This is a genomic window from Cruoricaptor ignavus, from assembly GCF_900141665.1.
Classification (GTDB): domain Bacteria; phylum Bacteroidota; class Bacteroidia; order Flavobacteriales; family Weeksellaceae; genus Cruoricaptor; species Cruoricaptor ignavus.
Genome location: NZ_FQYI01000004.1, coordinates 64,339 through 91,099, shown reverse-complemented (window position 1 = coordinate 91,099; position 26,761 = coordinate 64,339). Strand labels below are relative to the sequence as shown.

Below are 26,761 nucleotides of genomic sequence, written 5' to 3'. Positions count from 1 at the left end.
CAGGCTTTAGCTATCGTTCGCCCGCCAAATCAATAATTTCGGAGAAAAATTTGTCGCTAATCCAAGTACTAGAATTGCGAAGCTCAATAAGCAAAGGCTGGATTTGTTGAATAATTCCGTGCGATTTTGCTTTCAGGAGAACGCCAATTGTTCCTGTAATTTTTAATCCGGCGTGCTTTGCGTGAAACCGCCCGAGTTTTTCATCAATTATCAATAAATCCGCATTGGTTTCTACAGCCAAAGCGATGGCTTCCGCTTCACCTTTATCCAGGTCGAGAAAATAAGCAAGCGAATTTTTATTTTGCACCTCTTCAATTTTCACCCAGGAAATCAGCGATAAATCTTGATAAAATAGCTTATTTTTTCCAGCTTCAATTTCTTCAAAAACAGCTTGCGGAACAAGAATCTCACCGTAAAGTTCTCTCAAAATCTCCAGTCTGCCGATTTTCAAAAGAGACAAAACTGGCGTGGTATTGCTTACAACTTTAAGCATTGGCTAAATCTTCTGAAAGCGCTTCGCTAAAAAGGGTTTCCACATTTTCCGTTCCAGCCAATTCCAGAAATTCCAGGCGGGAAACACCGATGGCTTTCGCTGCGTTTCCGGATGAAATCTTTCCCTGCTCAAAAAGTTTCAACAGCGTGGCAAGCCTTGCCTCTTTCGCAAAATCTTCCGAGCTGATACGCATCGCATCAGCAAGAAAATCAGGGTATTGAACCAAAATATAATTCATCGTGAGACAAAGTTAATTTATTTTTCGCGAATCTTCTCCTCTATTTCAAAAACATTACATTTGCAGCCTAAACCTACTGAAAATGAAAAAGTTAATTGCAACGCTTGCCTTCGTTCTTGCTATGGGTATGACTTCGGCGCAGCAAACTCACCCTCACCACCCTCATCCAACGAAACATCACAGGGAAAAACCTGCAAAAGATGAGCTTCCAACCCCTCCACACCATCGTCATTTGAAGAAAGACGGAACACCGGACAGACGCTATAAAGAGAACAAAAAACTGAAGAAAGACGGTACGCCGGACAGACGGTACAAGGAAAACAAATAGCCCGCAAAAAAACCGAACAGCCTGCATTGCGCAGGCTTTTTTTTATTTTTGGCTAAATTTTCTGCCGTGCTGAATTTCATCAAGAAAAATGCCGCCAAAATCTGGGCGAAGAATCATATCAAATCTTCCGAAAACTTCAAGCGGAATGCTGCGGAAGACCAGGAAAAACTACTGATGAACCTGGTGAAAACCGCCGAGAAAACGCTTTTCGGCAGAGTGCATCAGTTTGAAGAGATCCGCTCCGTGAAGGACTTTCAGGCGAAAGTTCCAGTGCAGGATTATGAGGGCCTGAAACCTTTTATCGAGAAAATAAAGCACGGCGACAGGAATATTCTCTGGCCCGGAATTCCGGAATATTTCGCGAAAACTTCGGGCACAACTTCCGGCGCAAAGTACATTCCACTCACGAAAGAAGGGATGGATTTTCAGGTGAGGGGCGCACAATCCGCACTCTTCCACTACATCGCCAAAAAAAACAACGCCGATTTTGTAAACGGCAAGATGATCTTCCTTCAGGGAAGCCCTGTGCTTGAAGAAATGAACGGTATAAGAACCGGGCGGCTTTCCGGCATCGTGGCGCACCACATCCCGAATTATCTGCAGAAAAACCGCCTGCCAAGCTGGGAAACGAACACGATAGAAGACTGGGAAACGAAGGTGGATGCCATAGTGCAAGAGACTGAAAACCAGGATATGACGCTGATTTCCGGAATACCGCCTTGGCTTGTGATGTACTTCGAAAAGCTGACGGAAAAGCACGGCAAAACCATCAAACAAATTTTCCCAAATCTTCAAATCATCGTAACTGGCGGCGTGAATTACGAGCCCTACCGTGAAAAAATGCAGCAGCTTCTCGGCGGAAAAGTGGACATCGTGCAGACCTTTCCGGCGAGCGAAGGTTTCTTCGCCTTTCAGGATGATTTTGAAAATGACGGCCTGCTGCTGCTCACAAACCACGGCATCTTTTACGAATTTATTCCGCTGGAAGACTATGGCAAACCGAATGCTAAAAGACTGACAATCAGCGAGATTGAGCTGGACAAGGATTATGCAATGGTGATCTCTACAAACTCCGGACTCTGGGCGTATTCGATAGGCGATGTGGTGAGGTTCATCTCGAAAAATCCGCACCGTGTCTTGGTTTCCGGCAGAACGAAGCACTACACCTCGGCTTTTGGCGAACACATAATCGGCTATGAGGTGGAAGAAGCGATGAAGCGCACTTTGGCAAAGCATCCAGCGCAGATTACGGAATTTCACCTGGCACCACAGGTTAATCCGCAGGAAGGCCTGCCATTTCACGAATGGTTTGTGGAATTCAGTTCGGAACCTGAAGACTTGAAGGAATTTGCCAACACCCTAGATTTCGAAATGCGGCAGCTGAACGCCTATTACGATGATTTGATTTCGGGAAATGTGTTGCAGCCGCTGAAAATCTTTAAGCTGAGAAAGGGCGCCTTCATCGATTACGCAAAATCCGTGGGAAAATTCGGCGGGCAAAACAAAATTCCAAGATTAGCGAATGATAGGGAGATTGCAAAAAAGCTAGAGATGATAAAAGTTGGAAGTTAAGAGTTATGTCTGCGACAATTCATTTTAAACTATTATTTCATCTTGCAAATTCCAACAAATCACCTAACTTTGCTTAAAAATCATTCCAATGAAAAAACTTCTATTTTCCACGCTGGCTCTTTTTACTGCGCTTAGTCTTAATGCTCAATTAAAGCCGCAAAAATTTAGTGGCAAGGAAATCAAGACTCATCTTAGCCGAGATACGAACCCAAACCTTGTTTACATTCAGCAAGCGGATTGGCAAAACGGTTCCGGCTCTTTCGTTACGGAAGACAATAAGGGGTTTTTCTCCGCTGATGATTTCACGCTCAGCGAAACCAAGGAAATCAAAAATATAGAATTCCTCGGGTATCAGGTAGAAGACAATCTTGCGGAAAGCTTTCTGGGTGCCCAACTTTACATTTATGAAGACAATGGCGGCAAGCCTGCCGGTGTTCCGGGAAATGGCGTGCAGCCTGTGCTTACGCTAAAGCTGGAGAAGAACAGCCCTAAACTTGCCATTGAAAAAGTGGAAGACCTGGTTTATGATTTCGTGGTAGATACTTCCGGTTTTGTGGCAGAGGCCAATAAAACTTACTGGGTGCTTTTCGCGCCAAAGGTGAAGATGAAAAGCCTGTATGACACGACTTCGATGTGGAACTGGTTTTTCTCGCCGGATTTCAAAAGTGCGGATGCAATGTTTGTTGATGCCGACAACTATTATGGTGCCAACCTGACCAATTGGTATTCGCTATATGCTGCTTACGGAAGTGAGCTGGGCGAAAACCTGAAAGGCCTCTGTATGGCGCTTTACGATTACAACTACCTTTCCGCCGAAAACCTGAAACTTTCGAAAGATGTGAACATTTATCCAAACCCTGCGGTTTCAGAATTCACGGTAAAAGCAGGCGATTTTGTAAAGGCGGAAATCCTGGATATGACAGGACGACTGATTAAAACTTCCACATCTAAAACTACCGACATATCGTCGCTGAGTAAAGGAATTTACAATGTCCGGATTGAACTGAAAGACGGAAGATTAGTACTGAAAAAGCTGATAAAAAACTAAGCCCACCACAAACCGTCCAAATGGACGGTTTATTTATTCCCCGCTTACAAACTTAAGCCCCACCACGGACGCGATGAGGGTAAAGGCAAAAAACAGCCGCCAGAAGGTGGCGGGTTCATCAAAAAACAAAATACCGACAAGCACGCCGCCCACCGCACCTATGCCCGTCCACACCGCGTAAGCAGTGCCTATGGGAATCGCCTGCGGGCCGCTCACGGCGCGGAACATCAGCGCCATACTGGTGCCCATACAAACCACAAACCCCAGCCACCACAGCACCGCGGATGTGCCGGTAGCCTCCCGCGCCTTCCCCATACAGAAGGCAAAACCAGTTTCAAAAAGGCCTGCGATGATGATCAACAACCAGTTCACAGCGCAAAGATAATTTTTGCATTATAAATGAGGTGCAAATGTAAAATTTACGCTAAATTTACGCTTATGAAAAAGCTGTTGCCCATCCTTACACTGATCTTACTCGCTGCCTGCTCGGAAAGCAAGCCCGCCGCCGGGACTCAATTAGAAACAAAAAACGAAGACAAACCCAGCGCACTAACCGGCAACTCCAAGGATGAGCACGGCTGCCTGGGCGCCGCCGGGGAAAGCTGGAGCGAGCTGCTGCAGACCTGCGTGAGGATCTTCAATGTGGGAGACAGGCTGAACCCTACCGAGGCCAAGCCCGGCGAGGCGGTGATCAGCGCGTTTATACTTTTTAACGAAGAAAAATCCAAGGCTGAAATCTTCCTGCCGAATTCTGAGGAAAAATCTTTTATAATGGAAAGGGACAGCACGGGAGTTTACCTAAAAGATTCGGTAAAATATGATCCTGGCGAGCGGAGCATCTACATCAATGAAATAAAAAAATACCGTGCGGAATAACTGCAAAGGTTTTCCACATTTGCACATTATGCAGCGGCGCAGATTAATAAGCGTATTTTTGCAGAATGGCACAAAAGGAAACCCTATCTTCTCTCACCCATGGCAATTTCGCGCGGGAGCTTTCGATAGCCGACGGCAAAATGCCCCCCAATGCCGTTGATTTCGAGCGCATTGTTCTCGGCACGATCCTCATAGACACCAAGGGCCTGAACGATGTCCTCGACTTGCTGACGCCGGAGGTCTTCTACGACCCGCGCCACCGCGAGATTTTTACCGCCATACGCGCCTTGTTCGAGGCCAACAACCCTGTGGATATGATGACGGTGATACAGGAACTGAAGCGTACTGAGAAACTCAATGCCGCGGGCGGGGACGCCTATATCATCGACCTGACGCTCAGCGTATCCTCCAGCGCGCACATCGAGTATCACGCAAGAATCGTATTAGAGAAATTCATCCTGAGGAGCCTCATCAATGTCTCTGCGAATGTGATCGACAGCTCTTACAAGGAATCCACGGATGTATTCGAACTTCTGGACAAGGCCGAGCAAAGCTTTTTCGAAATCACCAACGGGACAATAAAAAAAGGTTTCGCCACTGCGAACAACCTCGTGAAACAGGCCATTGACACCATTAAAAGCCTTAAGGACAAGGAGGGAATTTCCGGGATCCCATCGGGCTTTACGGCGGTGGATAGAGAAACTGGCGGCTGGCAGAATTCCGACCTCATCATCATCGCGGCGAGGCCGGCAATGGGTAAAACGGCATTCCTCCTTTCGATGGCGCGGAACATAGCGGTGGAAAGGAAAATCCCCCTGGCGCTCTTCTCCCTGGAGATGGCCTCCGTGCAGCTAATAACAAGGATGATATCTTCCGAAACGGGCATCTCCTCCGAAAAACTCCGAACGGGAAAGATGAGCGATGAGGAGTGGGAGCGGCTTTTCTCCAACATCTCCGAGCTGGAAAACGCGCCGCTCTACATCGACGAAACCCCCTCCCTCTCCATCTACGACTTCCGCGCCAAGTGCCGCAGGCTCGTGATGCAGCACGGCGTGAAAATCATTATGGTGGATTATCTGCAGCTGATGACGGCAAACACCGGCGGCAAGGCCATAGGCAACCGCGAGCAGGAAATCGCAACCATCTCGCGATCCCTGAAGGCCATCGCCAAAGAACTTAATGTACCGGTAATCGCTCTCTCCCAGCTTTCGCGCACGGTGGAAACAAGGCCCGGGAAAAGGCCGCAACTATCCGACCTGCGGGAATCCGGCGCCATAGAGCAGGATGCCGACATCGTGTCCTTCATCTTCCGCCCGGAGTACTACAAAATCACCGAGTGGGATAATGATGAAGAGGGTATGAAATCCTCCACGGAAAACCAGGCTGAGCTGATCATCGCCAAGCACCGCAACGGCGCCACGGCAGATGTGCGGCTCTCGTTCTTCAAAAACATCGGGAAATTTGCCGATCTGGACCTTTACGGAACCGGCGGCTTCTCGCAGGCTCCGGGGCCAAGCGGCTATGAACAGATCCGGACGACCATAGATCCCGGCGCGGCATTCGGTATGCCGGATACCGGCAGGCTGAGCGGCTCTGCACTGAACGATCTGGATGAGGACGACTTCAGCGAAATGCCGTTTTGATGAGTGATGAGTGGTAATCGATAGTTAATGAGGTTTATTAATTATAAAGGTTAAATTTTCAGACAGTTGCTGCACTCTATCATTTATCAATGATCAATTATAAAATGCGATGACCATCGAAATATTCACGGACGGTGCCTGCAGCGGAAACCCTGGGAAAGGCGGATATGGCGTACTGATGCGCGTTGCCGGCACAAATTACCAAAAAACCTTCAGCCAGGGCTATCGTAAAACGACTAATAACCGTATGGAACTGCTCGCCGTAATATCGGCGCTGGAGCAGCTGAAGGAGCCCGGCCACGAGGTGCACATCTATACGGACAGCCGCTATGTGGCAGATGCCATCAACCAGAGGTGGATTTTCGGATGGGTGAAGAAAGGCTTCGCCAAAGTGAAAAATCCCGACCTTTGGCAGCGTTTTTATGCGCTGATGAAAGTTCATCACCCAACATTCCACTGGATAAGGGGCCACGCCGGACACGCGGAAAACGAGCTCTGCGACCGCCTTGCCGTAGAAGCTGCCAAAGGCGAAAACCTGAAAATTGATGAAGGTTTTGAGAAAATGGGCGGGTTTTTTTAAGTTTTGCTATAAGCCTACCCTTCTTCAAGTTTTTCTTAATTTCGTTTAAAATTTTTTGAGGGATGATAAAAGCGGATGTGCTGGTTGTAGGCTCGGGAATTTCCGGCCTTACCTATGCGATAAAAATTGCGGAGCAACTGCCCGAAGCGAAGATAATGATCGTAACGAAATCCGACGAGGATGAGAGCAATACGAAGTATGCACAGGGCGGGCTTTCCGTGGTGATGAATTTCGCGCAGGATAGTTTTGAGAAACACATTGAGGATACCATCCGTGCTGGTGACGGCGAAAATAACCGCGAAGTTGTGGAGATGGTAATCCGCGAGGCACCGGCACGCTTTCAGGAACTTGTGGAATGGGGTACGCATTTTGACCAAAATAAAATCGGCGAGTACAAGCTGGGCAGAGAAGGCGGACACTCGGAGAACCGCATCGTGCACCACAAGGACATCACGGGCTACGAAATCGAGCGGGCACTGCTGGAAACCGTGCGCCAGCTGCCGAACATCGAGATGCTGGATCATCATTATGTAATCGACATCCTTACGGAGCACCATGTTCCCGGAAAGTCCTTCGACAAAGAGAATATTAACTGCTACGGTGCGTACATTCTGGATGAAAAACAGAAGCAGATTAAGAAAATCACCGCAAAAATTACGATGGTGGCTACAGGTGGTGCAGGCCATGTGTACAAGAACACCACGAACCCGAAAATTGCGACAGGAGATGGCATTGCCTTTGTGCACAGGGCCCGCGGAAAAGTGAGTAATATGCAGTACTATCAGTTCCACCCCACGGCTTTGTATTCGAAAAGAGACGGGATGCTGTTCCTGATTTCCGAGGCAGTGCGTGGAGACGGCGCGAAACTTCGCCTGAGAAACGGCGAGAAATTTATGCATAAATATGATGAGCGTGAGGAGCTGGCTTCGCGGGACATCGTGGCAAGGGCGATAGACAACGAGCTGAAAATCAGCGGTGATGATTTCGTGGGGCTGGATTGCCGTGAGATGGACAGGGAGAAATTCCGCGAGCATTTCCCGAACATTTACCAAAAATGTCTGGACGAGGGCATCGATCCGTTCCGCCAGATGATTCCCGTGGTTCCGGCGTGCCATTATCTGATGGGCGGAATCGATATTGATCTGGATGGACAGAGTAGCATCAAAAACCTCTTTGCCGTGGGAGAATGCACGAATTCCGGACTGCACGGCGCAAACCGGCTGGCTTCCAATTCCTTGCTGGAAGGCCTGGTCTTCGGGCATAATGCAGCGATGAAAAGCATCGAGCTTCTTCGGAAAAATGAGTTTAATTTTGATGACCTGAAAGCCATACCAGAATGGAATGAGGAGGGCATACGAACGCTGGAGGAGAAGGTGATGATTTCGTATTTCCGCAAGCAGCTGCAGGAGATGATGAGCGATCTGGTAGGCATAGTGCGCAGCAATCACCGGCTGGAACTGGCACGGAAAAAGCAGCGCGAAATCTTCGAAGCGGTAACGGAACTTTACAACCACTCCAAAATCTCGCCCGAGCTTTCCGAGCTTCGCAACCTGGTGAATGTGAGCTACTTAATCATAAAACATTCCCTGGCGATGCAGGAAAATAAAGGCAGTTTTTTTAATAAGGATTTGGTGAGGAATTAAGGAATTGGGAGATTTAGAGATTAAGAACTTGGAGATTGAAAGATGAAATTATTTTTAACATCCCATCTTGCGGGAACTAAAAATCTGGTCAGAGATTTTTTGTCGGAATCGAAATCGAACAAAATCCTATTTGTGCCTACCGCTTCCAATTTGGAGGAATATAAAAGGTTTGTGGATGAGGCGAGGGAAGCTTTCGTGGGCTTAGGTTTTGAGCCGGAAGAAATGGATTTGGCTACTTTTTCGGAAGCCGAAATCAAATCGAAAATTTCCAATTTTGACATCATATACTTTTCCGGTGGAAACACCTTCTATTTACTTAAAAATATTCAAGAGAAGAATTTAGGAAAAACCATCGCAGAACGCATAAAAGCCGGGATGCTATTCATCGGAGAATCTGCAGGTGCGGTTATTGCATCGCCCAACATCGAGTACATCGGAAAAGCGGATAAAAAAATTGATGACATTTGGGATTTCAAAGGTTTATCGCTGGTCGACTTTTACACGGTTCCACATTTTGGGGAAGAGCCTTTTAAAGAACCTATGCAGGAAATTTTCAACGAGTACGGCAATAAGCTTAAACTGAAAACAATTAATAATTCACAGGCGATAATTGTGAATGGCGAGGATGTGCAAATCCTGGATGAAGCTGCCCGCCAAAATCCCCCGAAAAAACCTTAATCCAAAATACGCGCAACATTCGCTATCTTTGCAGGATTATTTTTACAGATGGAGATAGCTATCAAGATTTTTCAGTTCGTGCTGTGCATCTCAATTCTCGTGGTGCTGCACGAATTTGGCCACTACCTTCCGGCAAAGTGGTTCAAAACCAGGGTGGAGAAATTTTTCCTGTTCTTCGATCCCTACTTCTCGCTGTTTTCAATGAAGAAAATCAACGGGAAGTGGCAATACAAATTCCTTTCGCCCAACCAGCCTGACACCGAGAAAATTATGGTAGATGGCAAGGAGAAGGAAATCCCGATAGACATCAGCAGGCTTCCGGAAAACGATTGGCGAAAGCACCCAGAAAGCACGAAGTACGGCATCGGCTGGCTGCCGATGGGTGGCTATGTGAAAATCGCCGGGATGGTGGACGAAAGTATGGACACCGCACAGCTGCAAAAACCCGCAGAACCGTGGGAGTTCCGCAGCAAACCAGCGTGGCAGAGGCTCATCATAATGCTGGGCGGCGTTACCGTAAACTTCCTGCTTGCCTGGCTCATCTATTCCTGCCTGAGCTTTTTCAACGGCGAATTTTTCACGGATTTAAAGAAGTTTGATGATGGAATTTCCGTATCATCATCCGGGAAAAAAATCGGATTGCAGAACGGAGACAAAATCCTAAGGCTGGACGGAAAGCCGGTGGAGCGCTTTGAAGAAACTGCCATCAACCTGCTCTTCAGCGATGAAGTGACGGTGGAGAGAAACGGCAGCGAAGTAACCTTCCCCGTGAACGAGGAAGGCATAGCGGAAGTGATACGGCAGAGAGAAGCCGCGCTGTATATGCTGCCGAGATTTCCGATGGTGATAGACAGCGCATTTTCCGAAGGTGCGAAGAATGCAGGGCTGAGAAAGGGCGACAAAGTAACGGCGGTGAACGGACGACCGGTGAATTTTGACGATGAGGTGAAGGATTTTTTCAACCAAAATAAAGGGAAAACCGTGGAACTCTCGCTGGAGAACGGCGGTGAAATCCGCACGGCGAGCATTCCTGTGGATGCCAATGGAAAAATTGGCGTGATGCAAAACCTGGAGCCGATGACGAAATTTGTGACGGAGCGGCAATACGGCGTTTGGCAGAGCATCCCGCGCGGTTTTACGCGCACGATAGAAGCGCTCACGATGCAGGTGAAGCAGTTTAAAATAATATTCAATTCCAAGGTGCAGGGCTACAAAAATGTGGGCGGCCCGATTGCCATTGTGAATATGATGCCTGTGGATAAGAAAGCGGACGGCAGCATCGCGATAAACTGGGCGGGCTTTTGGAAGTTTACGGCGATGTTTTCCGTATGGCTGGCATTTTTAAATCTCATCCCGATTCCTGGTTTGGATGGTGGCCATGTGATGTTCACACTGTGGGAAATCATCACTGGGAAACCCGTGCCACAAAAGGTTTTGGAGCACGCACAGCTGATAGGCGTCATCTTCCTTTTAGGGCTGATGCTGCTGGTTTTCGGCAATGATATTTACAAGCTTTTAACGGGCGGATTTTAAAAATAATTGCAATAAAATTTGGTAGGAAATAAAAACTGCCTTATATTTGCACACGCTTTCAGGAAAAGCACAATCCTCCTTAGCTCAGTCGGTTAGAGCATCTGACTGTTAATCAGAGGGTCGCTGGTTCGAGCCCAGCAGGAGGAGCCCTGATAATCAGCCACTTACAGAGATTTGTGAGTGGCTTTTCTTTAAGAATCCCTGATTATTAAATGAAACTTCCGAAAATATTCTAACAATTTCGATTATTTTGATATAAAAAACTCTGCAGAGATATTACTCCACAGAGCCAATCGAATAATGAAAAAGTGAATAACTACTTTCGGATGATAAAATCATTCTTCACCTTCTGGGTACCGAAAAATATGTCCTGAACTAGGTCATAAAAATCTGTAAGGCTAAGGTTTTCGGCTTTCGCACCCTTTTTAAAACTTGGTCCGTAACCAATGAATCCGGTATAAATGTTATGAAAATCCGGATAATAGCCGTGCGTACCGCCTTCGGATTTTTTAATAACATCACCATCAGCAGCCGCAGAGAAGGCATATCCGTCTGCAGCTGTCAGCGCTAGAGAAACAACAGGATCTACCATAGCATCGGTAAGTTTTTTTCCTTCAATTATTGTAAAGGTTTTCCTCTCCTCTGCAGGCAGTTTAGCGAGCATATCTTTCACTTTTGCCAGGGTGGATCTGTCCTTCGGATTACGGAGATAAAGGAATACGGATCCGCCTGTGCTTACGAAATAGGCTTTATCATACAAATTATTTCTCTTCAGCCAGACATTTGGTGAAACACTGAATTTCCTGGTCACAAAGCCGTGATCTCCGGTGATGATGACATCAGTTTTTTCGGAAAGCCCGCTTCTCCTGACTGTTTCGAGAAGGAAGCCAATAGCACTGTCCGCATTGGCCACTGCCATTCTCACCTTATCACCCTCTCTACCTTCCAGATGCTGTGCGCCGTCCACAATTGGTAGGTGAAGCGTCATAAAGTTCGGCCTGTACTTAGTAAAGATAAACCCGGAAAGTCTGCTGAGATTCTGATCCATCACCATAGACGAAAGGTTAAACTCCGGGATTTGCATATGCCCTGTAGCATTCTGCATTGCCTCATCAAATAAGCCTGCGGGCGTGGAATACTCTCGGCTTGCGGAGATTCTGTCTTCACCGTTTTCAAAAGACCAGATTTCCGGAATGTTATAGTCTATAAATTTATTTCCCACGGTAATCGGCCAGCTTACAGAAGCTGTTGTCAGGCCTTTCCCTTTCAGGGTTTCCCAAATGGTAGTGGCTTTTATTTCCTTTGAATCGTAAACCCAGCCGGACATTTGTCCGTTCTCATCAAATTTCGTGTTGTAATAAATGCCGTGCTTCGCGGGAAGTACGCCGGTAACGATTGTGGTGTGAGATGGGTAGGTAACGGACGGAAAAATAGTTTTCACCTCATCTGCAGAAGCACCCTCTTTTGCCAGCCACTGCAGTGTAGGCGCAGGAAAGTACTGGTCTCTGTAAAATTCCGGACGGAAACCGTCAATTGTAATCAGTATCAGATATCTGTCGCTCTGTGCTGAAAGTACGGATGAAACAATGATAAACAGGCTTATTATTAACTTTTTCATATCATTCTACTTGAAAAATGGTGCTATAAATGGCGATTTGCGGTTATTCACAATGATGCGGTTCATATCATTTTTAATGGTGACAGTGCCGCTGGCATCGGTGGAAAAATCATCCAAACCTAAATCCTTTGGTACAAATTCCGGGATTTGAACCTTTGTAAATTCCGCAGTTACATTAGGATTATTGTTCTCCTCAATCTGAGAAATCGGGTACTTGATGCCAAGATCCAAAAGCCTCCTTCCTTCAGAGATGAAAATTTCCTGGCGCAGAAGGTAAGTGAGATAAAGCAGACTTTCCACAGAATCTGCTTTTGCCACATCGTCAGCGGTCACACTTGTTCCTGAGACTGTATAAACTTTCACATCTCCTGCCTGTCTATCGAGCACCAGCCCGGTTTTCACCGGAGCATCTGCAGAAAACTTTACACCTACGGCTTTCAGCGGATAATCTTTTCTGTTGCCTCCGTTTCTGGTTTCCTTTTTATCATTCACCATCGCTGTAGGCCTTTTTGCCACCACATCGTTTATGAGGTTGATAAGAACATCTTTCGCAAAGGAGAGATTGTTTTCACTAAGGTAGGCTTCTGCAAGGATCAGATAGGCTTCTTCGCTTTTGCCGATTGCAATGCTCTTCTGCTCCAGAGCTGCAGTACCTTTGTAAAAATATTTCGGATCCAGGAAATCGAGCCTTGGCAGAGGCGCCAGGCGGTTTGGCAGCGCTTCGAATGTGGCATTCTGCATCTCATTGCCCACTCCGTTTTGACCGTCATATTTAATAGTGTAAAGCATCTGAGGGTTTGATGAAATGACGGTGGTAGCCATTTTCTTAGCATTGGATTTATCACCTAGATTGTAATAAGCCCTGGCCAGCAGCAGGTTGGCAAACTGCGCTTCATTTGCACCCAAGCCAAGCGATATGGCATTATTGATATCATCTACAGCCTTCTGGATTAGCTGCTGGGATGTTAAAATCTTGCCTTTTGGAGATTCCGGCAGGGCAATAAAAAGCTCGCCGCCCAGAATCCTTGCATACCCTCTCATCAGATGCAGGTAGGCGATATTGGCTTTCGTGGTGGTATTATCGGCAGCGGCTACTTTTGTAATTCCGTAATCTGCCATTTCATACAGCGCAGAAACCTGATTCTGCAGTTGGTTCACATCATAGTCGAAATACTCGATCTGCAGCCGGTCGAAAACCTTGGTATATTGCGAATAATTGTTGAAGTAATTATCGGAAGTAATCTCAGCATTGATGATTACGGAATTCATTGTAAGTGCGGCCTGCCGGTTTACACCTACAATCCAGCTGCTCATAGAGTTTGGTGTTGTCAGGAAAACATCTTCCGTTACATTCGGATTGTCCCTGCAACCGGTGATTATGGATGCTAATACTACTGAAGCGATTATGATTTTTTTCATGGTCAGAAATTGTATTTAAGTGAAATTAGAAATTCTCTGGGAGCGGAATAGGTAGCGTAGGAAATACCCCCTGTAGTGGCGCCACCCTGTCCCTGGGCACCTCCCGGTATGGTAGCCTCCGGATCGAAGGAGGATTTAGCAAAGTTAAACGGATTGATAGCGTTAAAACCTGCTGTGAGGCTTTGATTGTTATTAAGGTCAAAGGTATAGGTCATACCGATATTTCTGATTTTCAGAAAGTCCGTTTTCTCAATAAATGCATTGGAAAAACTCAGCCAGTTTTTTCTGCCATTCTGATTGATTTCCCCGGCAGGCACATTATCATCCGAGGCACCGTATAGGAAACGGAACTGCGCATCCCAGTTCGATGCATACGCACCCATCTGATAGCTGCCCGATGAAAACAGATTAAAGTTTTTATACCGGAAATTCAACCCTACATTACCATAATATTCTGGGATTGTAGTTCCAAGATAAGACAGCGGAATGCTTTCCTTTAGAACACCGTTGTCATCAAAAATTCCGTAGTAGCCGCGAAGAAACCCTACAGGATAGCCTTCCTGCACCACAGTCTGAATAGTTCTTTCGCTAAAACCGTTGATGTTGAAAGCAGGAGCGCCTCCTGTATCCAGCACCTTATTTTTCACCGTGTTGAAGGATCCGCTTAAAGTCAGTTCTGTATTTTCGGTACGCACCGGGACAAGGGACAGCCTGGTTTCCCATCCTTTGTTTTCAATTTCACCAATGTTAAAAAGCTGATTGGATGAATATCCGTAAGATGGTGCCAAGCGCAGATAGAAAAGCGCATCTATAGTTTTTGCATTGTAATATCCAGCGGAAAGATTCATTCTGTTATCCAGGAAATTAGCATCTATACCGGCTTCCCAGGTTTTTGTTTTCTCCGGTTTCAGGAATTCATTCCCGAGTTGCCCGAAAAATGCAGCCTGCTCACCTCCGAAACCTAAGAACCTCACGGTTTTATCATTGGCATAGGCCGGCGGAAGATTTCCTGCGACACCGTAATTGGCTCTCAGCCGCAGGGTAGAAAAGAAATCCCCCATCCAAGGTTCGCTGGAAAGTACATAGGAAAGCCCGGCTTTCGGGTAAAACTGCATACCGACTTCCTTCCCGAAGGAGGTATTTTTATCTCCGCGAATTCCTAAATCTATAAAGGCTTTATTTTTGAATCCGATGTTTTCCTGGAGATAGATACCATAGTTCACGGACTGGTTTAAGAAATCATTGGCGGTTTTCACAGCAGCTTCTGAGACCAGCTTTGCACCGTCGCGCACATTGGTGCCGCTGTAGGAAACCTGATAATCCTCCGTGGTGAAAACCTGGGCACCTGCTGTAGTGATGAAGGAAAAATCACGCGCTTTTGCAGTATGCTGCGCTGTGAGTTCACCGGTAATCCCCAGATAATACCGCGTAAGATTTGAGATGCTGCCCTGGTTGGTAACCGGTTTACCTGTGGTATGGGATAGATACTGATTTGTAGTGATGATGTTCTGCTTCTGCGTACGATAATCCAAACCTCCGGTCAGCTTGATGTTAAGACTGTTAACTGGTTTGTATTTCACCGTCTGGGAAGTAAAAAATCTGTTGACAGTAATGGCATTGTCCTGCAGTCTTTCAGCTTCGCGAACATAATCGCGGATGGCCTGAAATTCTTGATCCGTAAGATCGTCCAGCCGGTTATTAAAGCCCGGCCCCGTAATCTTCGACGCACCGGATTCCGTAAACCAAAGACCTGTATATCCGCCTAGGTTTCCGTTTCGGTTATGTTTATATTCGTTTCGCACATAGCTGAAAGAGGATTCGTAATCCATTCCTTCAAAAAGTTTCGTGCGGAAGCCGGTGCTGATGTCTATTTTCTGATTTTCATTCTGCTTAAAAATCTGCACACCACTGCTGTTCAGATAGCTTGCGGAGAAGCTGTACCCAAAGTCTCTGCCGGATTTTCCGTTCATGTTGAACCGGTATTTCTGGGTATATCCATTTTCAAAGAGAAGATCTTTGGTTCTCTTAAAATAAAGAAAATCGGCAGTCGGTGTCTGAAACCCTGTCTCAGCCAATAATGAATAATTTGTTCCTCTGCCGCTGCCTTTCTTAGTAAAGATCTGGATTACGCCGTTGGCCGCATCAGCACCGTAAAGTGTAGTAGCCGCACCACCGTTGATGTATTCAATCCTTTCAATATTATCCATAGGGATGTCTGCAATTGAACTCATCGCCGAGGCTTGGGAAGTACCGAATGCAGATCTGGTATTCATATTATCCATCCTTACCCCATCCACATATATTATAGGGGTGGAATTCAGAAATGCGGAATTTATACCCCTGGCTTTTATGATGGAAGTGGATCCTGCCTGGCCGCCACTAAGATTAATCTGGGCATTCGGTACTAAAGCGCTCAGCTGAGCATCGAGCCTTTGTGACGGTACCTTTTCCAGTTCCTTGCTGTTGATGGTTGTGACAGTGTTGGAAATTCTCCGCTTGGAGATTGCAGCACCCTGCCCCGTGATTACAACCTCATCAATCTGTCTCGTTTTAATTGAATCCTTGGTCTGCGCCATCGCATTCTCGCCGACAATAAGGACACCAAATGCCAAAAGAAATTTGACTGCCTGAACTTCTCTTTTCATTTATAATTAAATTTTTACAAACATACAATTAGGTCTTTTCTTACATATTAAGAAAACATTAACCGTATAATAATTTTGTGTTAATAAAATTTCTTAATTGACAAGATCAAAATCAGAGAGTTGTTTAGCAAAAGCTAAATGGAAGAACTGTATACATCTAACTATTCAGAATTCATACGGGTAATTTCGAGATTAGGAAAATAGTCTCAAATATTTAACTTTATCCGAAATTTTGCATCAAACTAAAACCAGCGGATGGATAACCAGGATGACCGGATTTTGGAATGGATGGCAGAGCCACGCACCCGCGAGAAAGGCTTGCGTGCGCTGATGGACGCCTACCAGAGCCGGCTTTACTGGCATATCCGCAGAATGGTGGTAGAGCATGATGCCGCTCAAGATATCCTGCAGGATACTTTCATTAAGGCTTATGAAAACTTTCATCAGTTTAAAAATGAAAGCAAAATATACACTTGGCTCTACAGAATTGCGACCAACGAGGCGCTTCAATATTTAAAGAAGGCGAAGCGATTGCAGAAGGCGGGAGATGATGCGGAAATCATCCTGCAAAATATGGTGGCGGAAAATGCGGCGGGCGATGCGGAAGAAATACAAATATTACTGCAAAAGGCAATACAAACGCTGCCGGAAAAGCAGAAGGCTGTTTTCACGATGCGGTATTACGACGATTTGCCGTACGATACGATGAGCGAAATTATGGAAATGTCGGTAAATACACTGAAAACCAACTACCACTACGCGAAGCAAAAAGTGGAAGATTTTATAAGGCAGAACTACGAATTATAATTTTTCAGCGATGGAAAATATTGATATTGAACGACTTGAGCGGAAAAACATCTACAGCGTGCCCAAAGATTTCTTCGGGAAGATGCAACAAAATGTTCTGGATAAAACGGCGGCGCAAAACCATTCATCCATCATCCCAGTAGCCAAAAAGAAAAATGGCTGGTGGTATGCTGCTGCAGCGGCAATAGTGGCGGTCTTTGGGCTGGGCTACCTTTTCACCAATGAAAAACCGGCACAGCAAACTTTGGCCAAAACCATTGAAACCGAGCAGGTTGCAGAACCATTGATTCAAAAAGCAGAACCGGCAAGCATCCCGGAAAAGAATTTTGCGGATGAAAGCCAGCCGGTTTTAACTTTTGCGGAAAACATTAATCCAAGCCAAACCGAACGCCCCGAAAAACCCGCCGCTTCACCAAGGAAAATTCAGCCGAAAAAAGCGCCAAGCGGCGCAAGGCAGGAAGTTCTGGTGGAACAGGTGATAGCAAGGATGACGCAGGATGAGGTGGCGGACTACATTAAGGGCGCGGAAAACGATGTGTATCTGGACATATACTATTAATTCTATGAAATCAAAATTATTCTGTTTAGCGGCGTTTTTCGGCACAGCGATGATATGCGCACAGCAGTTCCACACGGAAGAGCGTATGCAGGAAATGCGCGCTGCAAGGGCAGATATGATGGTGCAGAGCCTGAAGGTTTCACCGAAGGAAGAGGCGGAATTCCGCAGGATTTACTCGGAATACCACGATTCTCAGCGGAAGATAAAATCGCGCTTCAGCACGGATTTCAACCCGGAAAAACTGAGCGATGACGCAGCCCTGCAGAAGCTGAACGAAAGCTTTGAAGTAGGCCAGGCACTACTGAACAACCGCCGTGCTTACTCGCAGAAAATGCAGAGCGTGCTTTCGCCGCAGCAGGTTTTAAAGCTATTCAGCACGGAAGGTATGGTGCGGCAAAAAATCATACACCAGCAGGCAGCGCACGAATGCAAAGCCTTGGAGAAACACCCATAATAGTTTGTTTTTTTAATGTTGGGCAACCCTTGCGGAGCGATTCTGCAAGGGTTGTTCAATTTGTAGGCGATAACTTAAATGCTTAAAGCATATTGCTTACAGCCTAATGCAAAACGCAAGTTTTACTAACTTTGCGCACATTTATCTTTTAATGAAGAATATACGCAATTTCTGCATCATTGCACATATTGACCACGGAAAATCTACGCTGGCAGACCGCCTGCTGGAATATACCAACACCGTTACCCAGCGGGAACTGCAAGCCCAGACGCTGGATGATATGGAACTGGAAAAAGAGCGCGGCATTACCATAAAATCTCACGCCATACAGATGGACTACGAGTACAAAGGCGAAAAGTATGTGCTGAACCTCATCGATACACCGGGTCATGTGGATTTTTCCTATGAAGTTTCCCGCTCTATCGCTGCGTGCGAAGGCGCACTTCTGATTGTGGATGCAGCACAAAGCGTTCAGGCTCAGACGATTAGCAATCTTTACCTGGCGTTGGAGAACGACCTTACCATCATCCCTGTTTTAAATAAGATAGACCTGCCTTCCGCAAATCCGGAGGAAGTGACGGACGAAATAATGGGCCTTATCGGCTGCGATTATGAAGATGTTCTGCGCGTTTCCGGGAAAACCGGTGAGGGCGTGCACGAACTTCTGGAGCAAATCGTGGAGAGAATTCCTGCACCGCAGGGAGATCCCGAAGCACCGCTGCAGGCGCTGATTTTTGATTCCGTTTACAATCCATTCCGCGGCATTGAGGCTTATTTTAAAGTGGTGAACGGGAGCATCCGCAAAGGTCAGAAAGTGAAATTTATGGCCACCGGAAAGGAATACGATGCCGATGAGGTGGGCACTTTAAAACTGAAACAGCAGCCGAAAGACGAGATAAAAACCGGCGATGTAGGCTACATAATTTCAGGGATAAAGGATGCCCGCGAAGTAAAGGTGGGCGATACCATCACCGCTACGGAAAAACCTGCCGAGAAACCGATTGAAGGTTTCGAGGAGGTGAAGCCTATGGTTTTTGCCGGCATCTATCCTATTGATTCTGAGGATTTTGAGGAATTAAGATTATCGCTGGAAAAACTTCGGCTAAATGATGCATCGCTGGTTTTCGAGCCGGAAAGTTCCGCGGCGCTTGGTTTCGGTTTCCGGTGCGGTTTCCTCGGGATGCTGCATATGGAAATCGTGCAGGAAAGGCTGGACAGGGAGTTTAATATGAATGTCATCACCACCGTTCCCAATGTATCCTACCACGGTTTCACGAAGAAAGATCCCGAAACGCCGATACTCATCAATAACCCTTCCGAAATGATGGACCCCGTGACCATGGACCGCGTGGAAGAGCCGTACATCAAAGCCACCATCATCACCAAAGCGGAATTCGTAGGGCCTGTGATGACGCTATGCATCGAGAAGCGCGGCGAAATCGTAAACCAAAGCTACCTGACTGCAGACCGCGTGGAACTTGTTTTCAATATGCCGCTGGCAGAAGTGGTTTTCGATTTTTACGACCGCCTAAAATCCATTTCAAAAGGCTACGCATCCTTCGATTATCACCCCATCGGTTTCCGCGCATCCAAGCTGGTGAAGATGGACATCCTTATCAACGGTGATATGGTGGATGCGCTCTCATCCCTCATCCACGAAAGCAACGCCTACACAATCGGCAAAAAAATGTGCGAGAAACTGAAGGAGCTGATACCAAGGCAGCAGTTTGACATTGCTGTGCAGGCAGCCATAGGAACGAAGGTGATAGCGCGCGAAACGATAAAGGCGCTGCGTAAGGATGTAACGGCGAAATGCTACGGTGGCGATATTTCGCGGAAGCGGAAACTTCTGGAAAAGCAGAAGGAGGGCAAGAAGAAGATGAAGCAGATAGGCAGGGTGGAAGTGCCGCAAAGTGCATTTATGGCAGTGCTAAAGCTGAATGATTAATTTTTTTTTAGAAAAAACCGAAAAAAATTGCATATTCGAATATTATTTTTAATTTAGCCAACAATAATGATAAGTGAGATTTTTACTATTTTCACATTAACGAACTTATGAGGCTGTTTTTTACCTTTCTTTCAACCTTTTTTGGTATTTTTTTCTTATTTGCCCAAAAAACCATCTCTGGGAAGGTTACGGATTCGGAGGGTGCCGCCGTGCCCAGCGCATCCGTTACCATTTCTGATGCTGGCAAGGAGACGATAATTGCCTACGGTATTACAAATACAAAGGGGGATTATAAGCTGACCTTTAGCACGGCAGAGCCGAATGTGGAAATAAATGTAAAGGCGTTCAACCATAAACCTCAGAAGCAGGTGGTGAAAAATACCGACCAGACGGCAAATTTTTCGCTCCAGGGCGAAGCTACAGAAATCAAAGAGGTAAAGCTGAAAACGCGCATCATCACCAAAAAAGGCGATACCATAAGCTACGACATAAAAGCCTTCGAGAGCAAGGCGGACAGAAGTATTGCTGATGTTCTGAAAAAAATTCCCGGGATCGAGGTGCGGGCGAACGGTACCGTGCTCTACCAGGGCGAGCCTATCAACAAATTTTATGTAAACGGCAAAGACCTGATGGAGGGCCGCTACGGCGTGGTGAACAATTCCCTGCCGAAAGATGCCGTGCAGAAAGTGGAAGTGATGGAAAACCACCAGCCGGTAAAGGTACTTCAGGACAAAGTGCCCAGCGAGCAGGCCGCGCTGAACATCGTCCTGAAAAAGCAGGTGACGATGACCGGCCGTGGCGAGGCAGGCGCAGGTTTTAACGAGGATGATTTCCTCTGGAATCTGAAGCTCACGCCGATGTTCTTCGGGAGCAAAAACCAGTGGGTGGCCAATTATAAGACCAACAATTCCGGCGAAAGCGTGGAAAACGAGGGAAATATGCTTGCCTTTGGCAACGCCTGGGAGGGGCGCCGCGTGCAGGCAGGGCAGAACATCTGGCTGAACCTGGAGCAGGCCGGTACGCCTTCCGTGCCGGAGCAGCGCTATCTTTTAAACAATGTGCACTTCCTTTCCGCGAACATCCTTACCAACCCTTTTAAAAACCAGGAGTGGGAGCTGAAGGCGAATGCGAATTACACAAATAATTTTATAAAACGGGGGGATTTCAGCCTGACCCGCGACCTGGAATTTAACCAGACCTACTCCTCCTCCACCTACAACCGGTTTTTCACGGACCAGCTGAAAGGCGAATTGATCTTTACCAGAAATGCCAAGAAAGGTTTCTTCAAAAATGTGACAAGCTTTACACAGTTTTGGAATGCAGACCGCGCCGGGGCGCACCGGGAGGATGCCCTTTTCGGCAGCCGCGATGCCTGGCAGACACTAGAGGCGCCCACCACGGCTTTGCAAAATTCCCTGAGCACCGTGATCCCCTGGAAGGAGAAACTCGTCAACCTGAGATCTTACATCAGCTATCAGGATGATAAGCAGACGCTCAGCATACTTCCGGCGGACTATATACGGATTCCCGAGCTGCGGAGCAACGCACAGATAGGCTATTTCGACTGGCTGGGTGCACAGACTGCCCGCCAGGATTTCAGGATAAAGACCTTCCACGCGCAGCATTCCGCCAATTTAACCTTCAAGGCACTAGGGCTCAACATAACGCCGGAAGTGGGCTTTGACATCGAGACCAATGATATGAACTCGCTCCTCAGCGGAGAAAGCGCTACATCTGATATAAACTACGGCGAGAGATTCCGAAACGATCTGCGCTTTACCCAGTCTGTACCGTATGCAGCGGTGGGCATCAGTATGAAAAACAATGCGCTGCAGCTGATGGGCCGGCTACCGGTGAGCTTCAACCATATTTCGGCAAAGGATGATTTCAGAAATTTCGAAAAGAAGCTTGATAAGGCAACCTTCGACCCGAACCTCTTCGCGATGTATTCTTTTGCTTCCTTCTGGAAGGCCGGGATAATGGGCTCCTGGAACCACAGTTTCGGGAGCATCAGCGATGTATATGCCGGCAGCATCCTGCGAGATCCTCTCAGGTTCAGCCAGATGAATCCTGAAAATCCTATCGCGGAAAACAGCAGCCTGAGCGCAGGGCCGAGGCTGGAGTACCGCAACCCTCTGAACAATCTTTTCTTCAATACCACCTACCGCCGGAGCCACACGAGCAGAAACCTTACCCCAAACTTCCTCACCGCGGGCATCGGCACCAGCACGGTAGAGTACCTCCTGCGTGACCTGGATTCTGACAGTAATTCTTTCAGTGGAGAAATCGGCAAGTATTTTCCGAAAATTAAAACCAATGTTTCAGTCAGCACGAGGATCAACAGCACAGAGAGCGAGCAGATGCGCAACGGTCTTTTGCTAGGGACGAAACTCAATACGCAGAGCCTTGGGCTGAAATTCAACAACACTTATTTTAAGTGGATGAGCCTGGATTATAATGCCAGCCTGAGCTGGAACAAGCAGCGCACCGCAGACCTTACAATAAAGAGCAATGGCTATACTCATACGCTTGCGGCGTTCTTCTATCCTTTTGAAAATCAAATCATTGGCTTTAATTGGGATCAGATTAACAGTGGCAGCGGCAGCCAGGACTACAGCAATGCGTTTTTCGACCTCTCCTACCAGTATACACTTACGAAGCGCAAGATAGACCTGGAGCTGCGGTGGGTGAATATCGGCAACAGGAAGGCTTTTGAAACTTATTCGGTAGGCACATTATCGGAGCAATATTCTAAAATAGAGCTGCGCCCGGCACAAATATTGGCAGTAGTAAAGTTTAATTTTAAGTAAGAGCTTCGCCTAAATTTTTTACTTTTGCTTCGCTATGAGCTACAAGGAAAAACTGAAAAACATCACAACCTTCGTGCTGGATGTGGACGGCGTTTTTACGGACGGCAGCATTATGCTGCTGGAGGACGGGCAAATGTGCCGCACAATGAACGTGCTGGATGGGTATGCCGTAGTAAAGGCCATCAGCAAAGGCTATCGCTTCGGCGTGATTACCGGTGGTGATAATCCCGGCGTGAAACACAGGATCCATTATCTCGGAATTTCTGATTATTACCCAAAATCACCAAACAAACGGATTGATTTTGAACACTTTAAGGCGAAATACAACCTGCAGAACGAGGAAATCCTGATGATGGGAGATGATATTCCGGATAGGGAATTAATGCGGCTTTCCGGCATCGGTGCCTGCCCTGCCAATGCAGTTCCGGAAATAAAGGCGGTGGCAGATTATATCTCGCCAGTTTTCGGAGGGAAAGGTGCGGTGCGCGATGTGATAGAGCAGGTGATGAAGGTGCGTGGCGATTGGAAGGAAGAAGACAACATACAGTCTCAATGATGAAAATACTGCTGGGTTCCAAATCGCCACGCCGCGCAGAATTGCTGAGAAATCTGGGCTACCGCTTTGAAATTGCGGAAATCAATTCGGATGAAGAATTTCCCGAAAATTTACCGGTGGAAGAAATCGCCTTCTACCTTGCAGCGAAAAAGGCCAACGCCTTCCGAAATCTGGAAGCCGACGAACTCCTGATAACGGCGGACACCATTGTTGTAAACGATACCAAAGTTCTCGGCAAGCCAGAAAGCGAAAGCGATGCGGTGCAAATGCTGCTGGATTTGAGCGGGAAAACGCACAAGGTTTTCACAGGGTTTTCCGTGAAAATTCAGGGAGGCATCACCACGAAAAGCGATGTGGCAGAAGTGGTTTTCGATGAAATATCGCCCAAAGAAGCGGAATATTATGTCAGAAACTTCAGGCCGCTGGACAAAGCCGGAAGCTACGGCATTCAGGAATGGCTCGGTATGGCGAAGATTTCCGCGATCAAAGGCAGCTACTACACCATAATGGGCCTGCCTACTCATTTGCTATACAATGAGTTACGAAAGTTTCCAGCATTGCCGCAAATTCATTAGTTTTGGAAACTATTTCCGCCGGCCCACAATAAACGCCGCAGAAAAAAGTTATCTTTTTCAGGATGAAAAACAGAATCTTACTGCTGCTGAGCATCGCCACACTTTTGGCCTGCTCATCGAAGAACAATTATAAAAAAGAGAAAAATCTCGGGCTGAAGAAATACACGGCCTACTACAACACGCTCTTCAACGGGCAGGAAGCGCTGAAAGCGGAAATCGACGGGCGCAAGAAATCTCACCAGGACAACTTTTACCAGCCCTACATCAAAATCCTGAAGGAAGAAGATCAGCCTATCGGCAGTAATTTCGATGTTTCGAATTCTTTCTTTTCGGATGATGATGATCCTTCGTCAGCGCTGGGTAGGAGAAACCCTACAAACCAAGCTGGGAGGCAGCTCGCGCGCCCGGGATTCATCAGTCAGCAAAATGCTGGTACATCCGTGCTGGATATCGCCGCTGCCAAGGCGCAGAAAACCATTACAAAATATTCTGTCATAAAAAATGGCAGGGAAAAAAACAAAACCATTTTCGATGCCTACATCACGCTGGCCCAAGTTCGCCTGCTTCAGGACAGGCCTCTCGAGGCTCTGGATGCCCTGAACAATATTTTCACGACGATGCCGGAGGACAAGCGCATCGGGCTGGCAAAGGTATACCAGGCGCAGGCATACACAAAGCTCGGCGACTACTTCCGTGCGGATGAAATCTTCCGCTCGCTGAACGGGATGCCACGGTCTTACGACAAACTTAAAACCATTTATTACTCAGAAATGTTGCTGGCAGCAGGGAAGAAAGAGTCTGCTATCAATGAGCTGGAGAACGCATTTACTGCCAACAAAAACCGCTACCTGAGGAGCCGTATCGCATTTCTTCGCGGGCAGGTTTTGGCGGATTTGAACCGGAATGAAGATGCCCGGGAAAGCTTTGCCACGGCTTATAAATACTCGAACGATTTTCAGTTTGAAGTACGCTCCCAGGTTGAAATCGCTAAAACTTTCCGCGGGAAAAATGACGACTATGAAAGTGCGAAAAACTACCTGGAAAATATCAGCAAGAAGGGAACCTACTCTTCGCGGAAAAACGAGTTTTACTATGCGCTTGGCCTGATGGCGAACGAAGCCGGAAAGCCCGAAGATGCGCAGAATTTCTTCCGGCTTGCCCTTAGGGAAGAGCTTTCGGATCCGCAGCTTCGCGGCCTTACCTATTATGAAATCGGCAGGGCGTACCTCAGCGAAAGCGACTACATTGCGGCAGGCGCCTACTACGATTCCGCTGTTGCGGTGATGACCTATCAGCCGCAGAAAGCACAGCTGGAACTTCAGTCCCAAAACATAAAGGATATTACCAAAAATTATTACTTGGTAAAGCGCAACGATTCCATCTTGAATTTAGTGCAAATGCCTGAAAATGAGCGCAATGCATTCTTTGCGAAACACATCGACGAGATTCGGAAAAAAGAAATGCGCGAGGATGAAGAGGCGGCGAAACTTGCACGGCAGCGCGAAAGAACGAAAGGTTTTGACACCGGTGATTACGATACAAACGCAGCAATGAATTCTGCACCGAGGGGCTTCCAGGATTTTTCCGCAGGGGGAAGCAGAGGGGGGTTTTACTTCGCTAACCAGGGTACGGTAGCAAGAGGCCAGGCAGATTTTAAGCAAATTTGGGGAAGCCGCTCCGCGCAGGACAACTGGCGCTACAGCAGCAGAAACCGAACGCTGGAAGATGCAAAAAACGAAAGTATGGGCATCGCTTCCGTGCGCGACCCGAGAAGGTACGAGGTAGAATTCTACACCGAAAACCTGCCAAAAAATCCCGAGGAAATTGCTTCGCTGAAAAAGGCCAGAGACACGGCGAGCCTGGGACTCGGCAGGATGTACAATGCCTACTTCGGCAACCGCCCGCTCGCTACGGAGACCCTCTACAGCCTGGCGGATGCCAAGCCCGAAGATGAGGTTAGGCTGCAGGCACTATACCAGATTTTCGCTATGAATTATGAACAAAATCCGCAGGCCGCCGAGCGTGCCAAGCAGATCATACTGAGCGATTATCCCTATACTTCCTATGCGGAATTTGTGAAAAACCCGAAGAATACGGATTTTACGCAATCTTCAAAGGAAGTGGTAAAAGCCTACACCGATGCATTCAGCCTGTATGAAGACGGGAAGTATGAAGAATCCATGTCGCTGATTTCCAAATCATTAGAGCAGTATCCAAAAGATGCGTTGGTTCCGAAATTTGCATTGCTGAACGCTTACAACACCGGGAAAACTGCAGGTAAGGAAATTATGATCCTCCAACTGGAACAGCTCGCCCTAAACTATGCCAAAACGCCGGAGGGGATGAAGGCGGCGGAAATGCTGAACTACCTGCAGAGCGACCTACAGATGGAAATGACGGATGAAAGTGGCAACCGCATCCCTGCTGCCGAAAAGGCCGCGCCGCAGGCGCGGGCAGAAAACCCGCTAGACGGGGATGACCCCGCGGGCATCGAGAGGGAATCCGTGCCTACCTCCAGGGTAAGGCTCGAGGAAGCCAACCGCCCCATACCGGAAATCAATACCACGCAAGATGTGGTGCAGCCAATGCAGAATTCGGAAATGCCTACCTCTCCCGTGATGCGGCGCAACCAAGAGAGGCCTCCACTCCGCACGCCGGGGATGAGAAAAAACGACGGCTTTGGCAACCCGGCTCAGGATGTGGAATCTATGAGGAAATCTGCAGAGAGATAAGTTTAA

23 protein-coding genes and 1 tRNA gene are annotated in these 26,761 nt (G+C 47.3%); 18 read left to right on the top strand and 6 right to left on the bottom strand.

The features are described from left to right. Positions 1–10: 10 nt before the first annotated feature. Positions 11–493, bottom strand: a complete 483-nt coding sequence (locus BUB43_RS05600) for a PIN domain-containing protein (protein ID WP_073179119.1) — start codon at positions 491–493, stop codon at positions 11–13. Beyond that, positions 486–731 (bottom strand): UPF0175 family protein, encoded by a 246-nt coding sequence (locus tag BUB43_RS05595; protein ID WP_073179118.1) that lies wholly within the window; start codon positions 729–731, stop codon positions 486–488. The genes BUB43_RS05600 and BUB43_RS05595 overlap by 8 nt, the downstream gene beginning before the upstream one ends. A gap of 82 nt (positions 732–813) precedes the next feature. Between BUB43_RS05595 and BUB43_RS05590 the strand changes: the two genes are divergently transcribed. The 3 genes from BUB43_RS05590 to BUB43_RS05580 all read left to right on the top strand — a co-directional run bounded on the left by BUB43_RS05590 (position 814) and on the right by BUB43_RS05580 (position 3,679). Beyond that, positions 814–1,059 carry a hypothetical protein gene (locus BUB43_RS05590; protein WP_073179116.1) on the top strand — a complete coding sequence of 82 codons (246 nt, stop codon included), beginning with the start codon at positions 814–816 and terminating at the stop codon, positions 1,057–1,059. Between the two features lie 66 nt (positions 1,060–1,125). Next, complete coding sequence (locus BUB43_RS05585) at positions 1,126–2,631, top strand: GH3 auxin-responsive promoter family protein (RefSeq protein ID WP_073179264.1); 1,506 nt, start codon at positions 1,126–1,128, stop codon at positions 2,629–2,631. 88 nt (positions 2,632–2,719) lie between these two features. After that, positions 2,720–3,679, top strand: coding sequence for a T9SS type A sorting domain-containing protein (locus BUB43_RS05580; RefSeq protein WP_073179114.1), 960 nt, complete (start codon positions 2,720–2,722; stop codon positions 3,677–3,679). Positions 3,680–3,712: 33 nt separating this feature from the next. Here the strand turns inward: BUB43_RS05580 and BUB43_RS05575 are convergent, their stop codons facing one another. Beyond that, positions 3,713–4,051, bottom strand: a complete 339-nt coding sequence (locus tag BUB43_RS05575; protein ID WP_073179112.1) for a DMT family transporter — start codon at positions 4,049–4,051, stop codon at positions 3,713–3,715. Positions 4,052–4,117: 66 nt separating this feature from the next. Here BUB43_RS05575 and BUB43_RS05570 point away from each other — a divergent pair, with 66 nt between their 5' ends. The 7 genes from BUB43_RS05570 to BUB43_RS05540 all read left to right on the top strand — a co-directional run bounded on the left by BUB43_RS05570 (position 4,118) and on the right by BUB43_RS05540 (position 10,779). Beyond that, entirely contained in the window at positions 4,118–4,555 is a 438-nt protein-coding gene (locus BUB43_RS05570) for a hypothetical protein (RefSeq protein ID WP_073179262.1), read from the top strand. 65 nt (positions 4,556–4,620) lie between these two features. Continuing rightward, the gene (gene dnaB / locus BUB43_RS05565; protein ID WP_073179110.1) at positions 4,621–6,198 is read left to right on the top strand and encodes a replicative DNA helicase; all 1,578 of its coding nucleotides are present in this window, start codon (positions 4,621–4,623) and stop codon (positions 6,196–6,198) included. A 109-nt stretch (positions 6,199–6,307) separates the two neighbouring features. Then, entirely contained in the window at positions 6,308–6,778 is a 471-nt protein-coding gene (gene rnhA / locus BUB43_RS05560; RefSeq protein WP_073179108.1) for a ribonuclease HI, read from the top strand. 62 nt (positions 6,779–6,840) lie between these two features. Next, entirely contained in the window at positions 6,841–8,421 is a 1,581-nt protein-coding gene (nadB, locus tag BUB43_RS05555) for an L-aspartate oxidase (RefSeq protein WP_073179106.1), read from the top strand. Between the two features lie 42 nt (positions 8,422–8,463). Next, positions 8,464–9,099 (top strand): Type 1 glutamine amidotransferase-like domain-containing protein, encoded by a 636-nt coding sequence (locus BUB43_RS05550; protein ID WP_073179104.1) that lies wholly within the window; start codon positions 8,464–8,466, stop codon positions 9,097–9,099. 48 nt (positions 9,100–9,147) lie between these two features. Next, the gene (rseP, locus tag BUB43_RS05545; RefSeq protein WP_073179102.1) at positions 9,148–10,632 is read left to right on the top strand and encodes an RIP metalloprotease RseP; all 1,485 of its coding nucleotides are present in this window, start codon (positions 9,148–9,150) and stop codon (positions 10,630–10,632) included. A 73-nt stretch (positions 10,633–10,705) separates the two neighbouring features. Beyond that, positions 10,706–10,779: transfer RNA gene (locus tag BUB43_RS05540), tRNA-Asn, on the top strand. A 169-nt stretch (positions 10,780–10,948) separates the two neighbouring features. Here BUB43_RS05540 and BUB43_RS05535 read toward each other — a convergent pair. The 3 genes from BUB43_RS05535 to BUB43_RS05525 are packed head-to-tail and all read right to left on the bottom strand — an operon-like array spanning position 10,949 to position 16,314. Beyond that, on the bottom strand, positions 10,949–12,250 hold the full coding sequence (locus tag BUB43_RS05535; RefSeq protein WP_073179100.1) for an alkaline phosphatase family protein: 1,302 nt from the start codon (positions 12,248–12,250) through the stop codon (positions 10,949–10,951). Positions 12,251–12,256: 6 nt separating this feature from the next. Continuing rightward, a complete protein-coding gene (locus BUB43_RS05530; protein WP_073179098.1) occupies positions 12,257–13,669 on the bottom strand; it encodes a hypothetical protein in 1,413 nt (470 codons plus the stop codon). A gap of 2 nt (positions 13,670–13,671) precedes the next feature. Further along, positions 13,672–16,314 (bottom strand): TonB-dependent receptor domain-containing protein, encoded by a 2,643-nt coding sequence (locus tag BUB43_RS05525; RefSeq protein WP_073179097.1) that lies wholly within the window; start codon positions 16,312–16,314, stop codon positions 13,672–13,674. A 255-nt stretch (positions 16,315–16,569) separates the two neighbouring features. Here BUB43_RS05525 and BUB43_RS05520 point away from each other — a divergent pair, with 255 nt between their 5' ends. From BUB43_RS05520 to porW, 8 genes are all read left to right on the top strand, one after another. Then, positions 16,570–17,121 carry an RNA polymerase sigma factor gene (locus tag BUB43_RS05520; protein WP_073179095.1) on the top strand — a complete coding sequence of 184 codons (552 nt, stop codon included), beginning with the start codon at positions 16,570–16,572 and terminating at the stop codon, positions 17,119–17,121. A 10-nt stretch (positions 17,122–17,131) separates the two neighbouring features. Further along, a complete protein-coding gene (locus BUB43_RS05515; RefSeq protein ID WP_073179093.1) occupies positions 17,132–17,680 on the top strand; it encodes a hypothetical protein in 549 nt (182 codons plus the stop codon). A 4-nt stretch (positions 17,681–17,684) separates the two neighbouring features. Beyond that, positions 17,685–18,134, top strand: a complete 450-nt coding sequence (locus tag BUB43_RS05510) for a hypothetical protein (protein ID WP_143154045.1) — start codon at positions 17,685–17,687, stop codon at positions 18,132–18,134. A gap of 151 nt (positions 18,135–18,285) precedes the next feature. Continuing rightward, positions 18,286–20,082, top strand: a complete 1,797-nt coding sequence (lepA, locus tag BUB43_RS05505) for a translation elongation factor 4 (protein ID WP_073179090.1) — start codon at positions 18,286–18,288, stop codon at positions 20,080–20,082. 107 nt (positions 20,083–20,189) lie between these two features. Next, complete coding sequence (locus tag BUB43_RS05500) at positions 20,190–22,892, top strand: TonB-dependent receptor (RefSeq protein ID WP_073179089.1); 2,703 nt, start codon at positions 20,190–20,192, stop codon at positions 22,890–22,892. Between the two features lie 34 nt (positions 22,893–22,926). Further along, positions 22,927–23,448: a KdsC family phosphatase gene (locus tag BUB43_RS05495; RefSeq protein ID WP_073179087.1), complete on the top strand. Its 522-nt coding sequence runs from the start codon at positions 22,927–22,929 to the stop codon at positions 23,446–23,448. Further along, positions 23,448–24,023 (top strand): Maf family nucleotide pyrophosphatase, encoded by a 576-nt coding sequence (locus tag BUB43_RS05490; protein ID WP_073179261.1) that lies wholly within the window; start codon positions 23,448–23,450, stop codon positions 24,021–24,023. The genes BUB43_RS05495 and BUB43_RS05490 overlap by 1 nt, the downstream gene beginning before the upstream one ends. Positions 24,024–24,085: 62 nt before the next feature. Next, the gene (porW, locus tag BUB43_RS05485; RefSeq protein WP_073179085.1) at positions 24,086–26,755 is read left to right on the top strand and encodes a type IX secretion system periplasmic lipoprotein PorW/SprE; all 2,670 of its coding nucleotides are present in this window, start codon (positions 24,086–24,088) and stop codon (positions 26,753–26,755) included. Positions 26,756–26,761 lie beyond the last annotated feature (6 nt).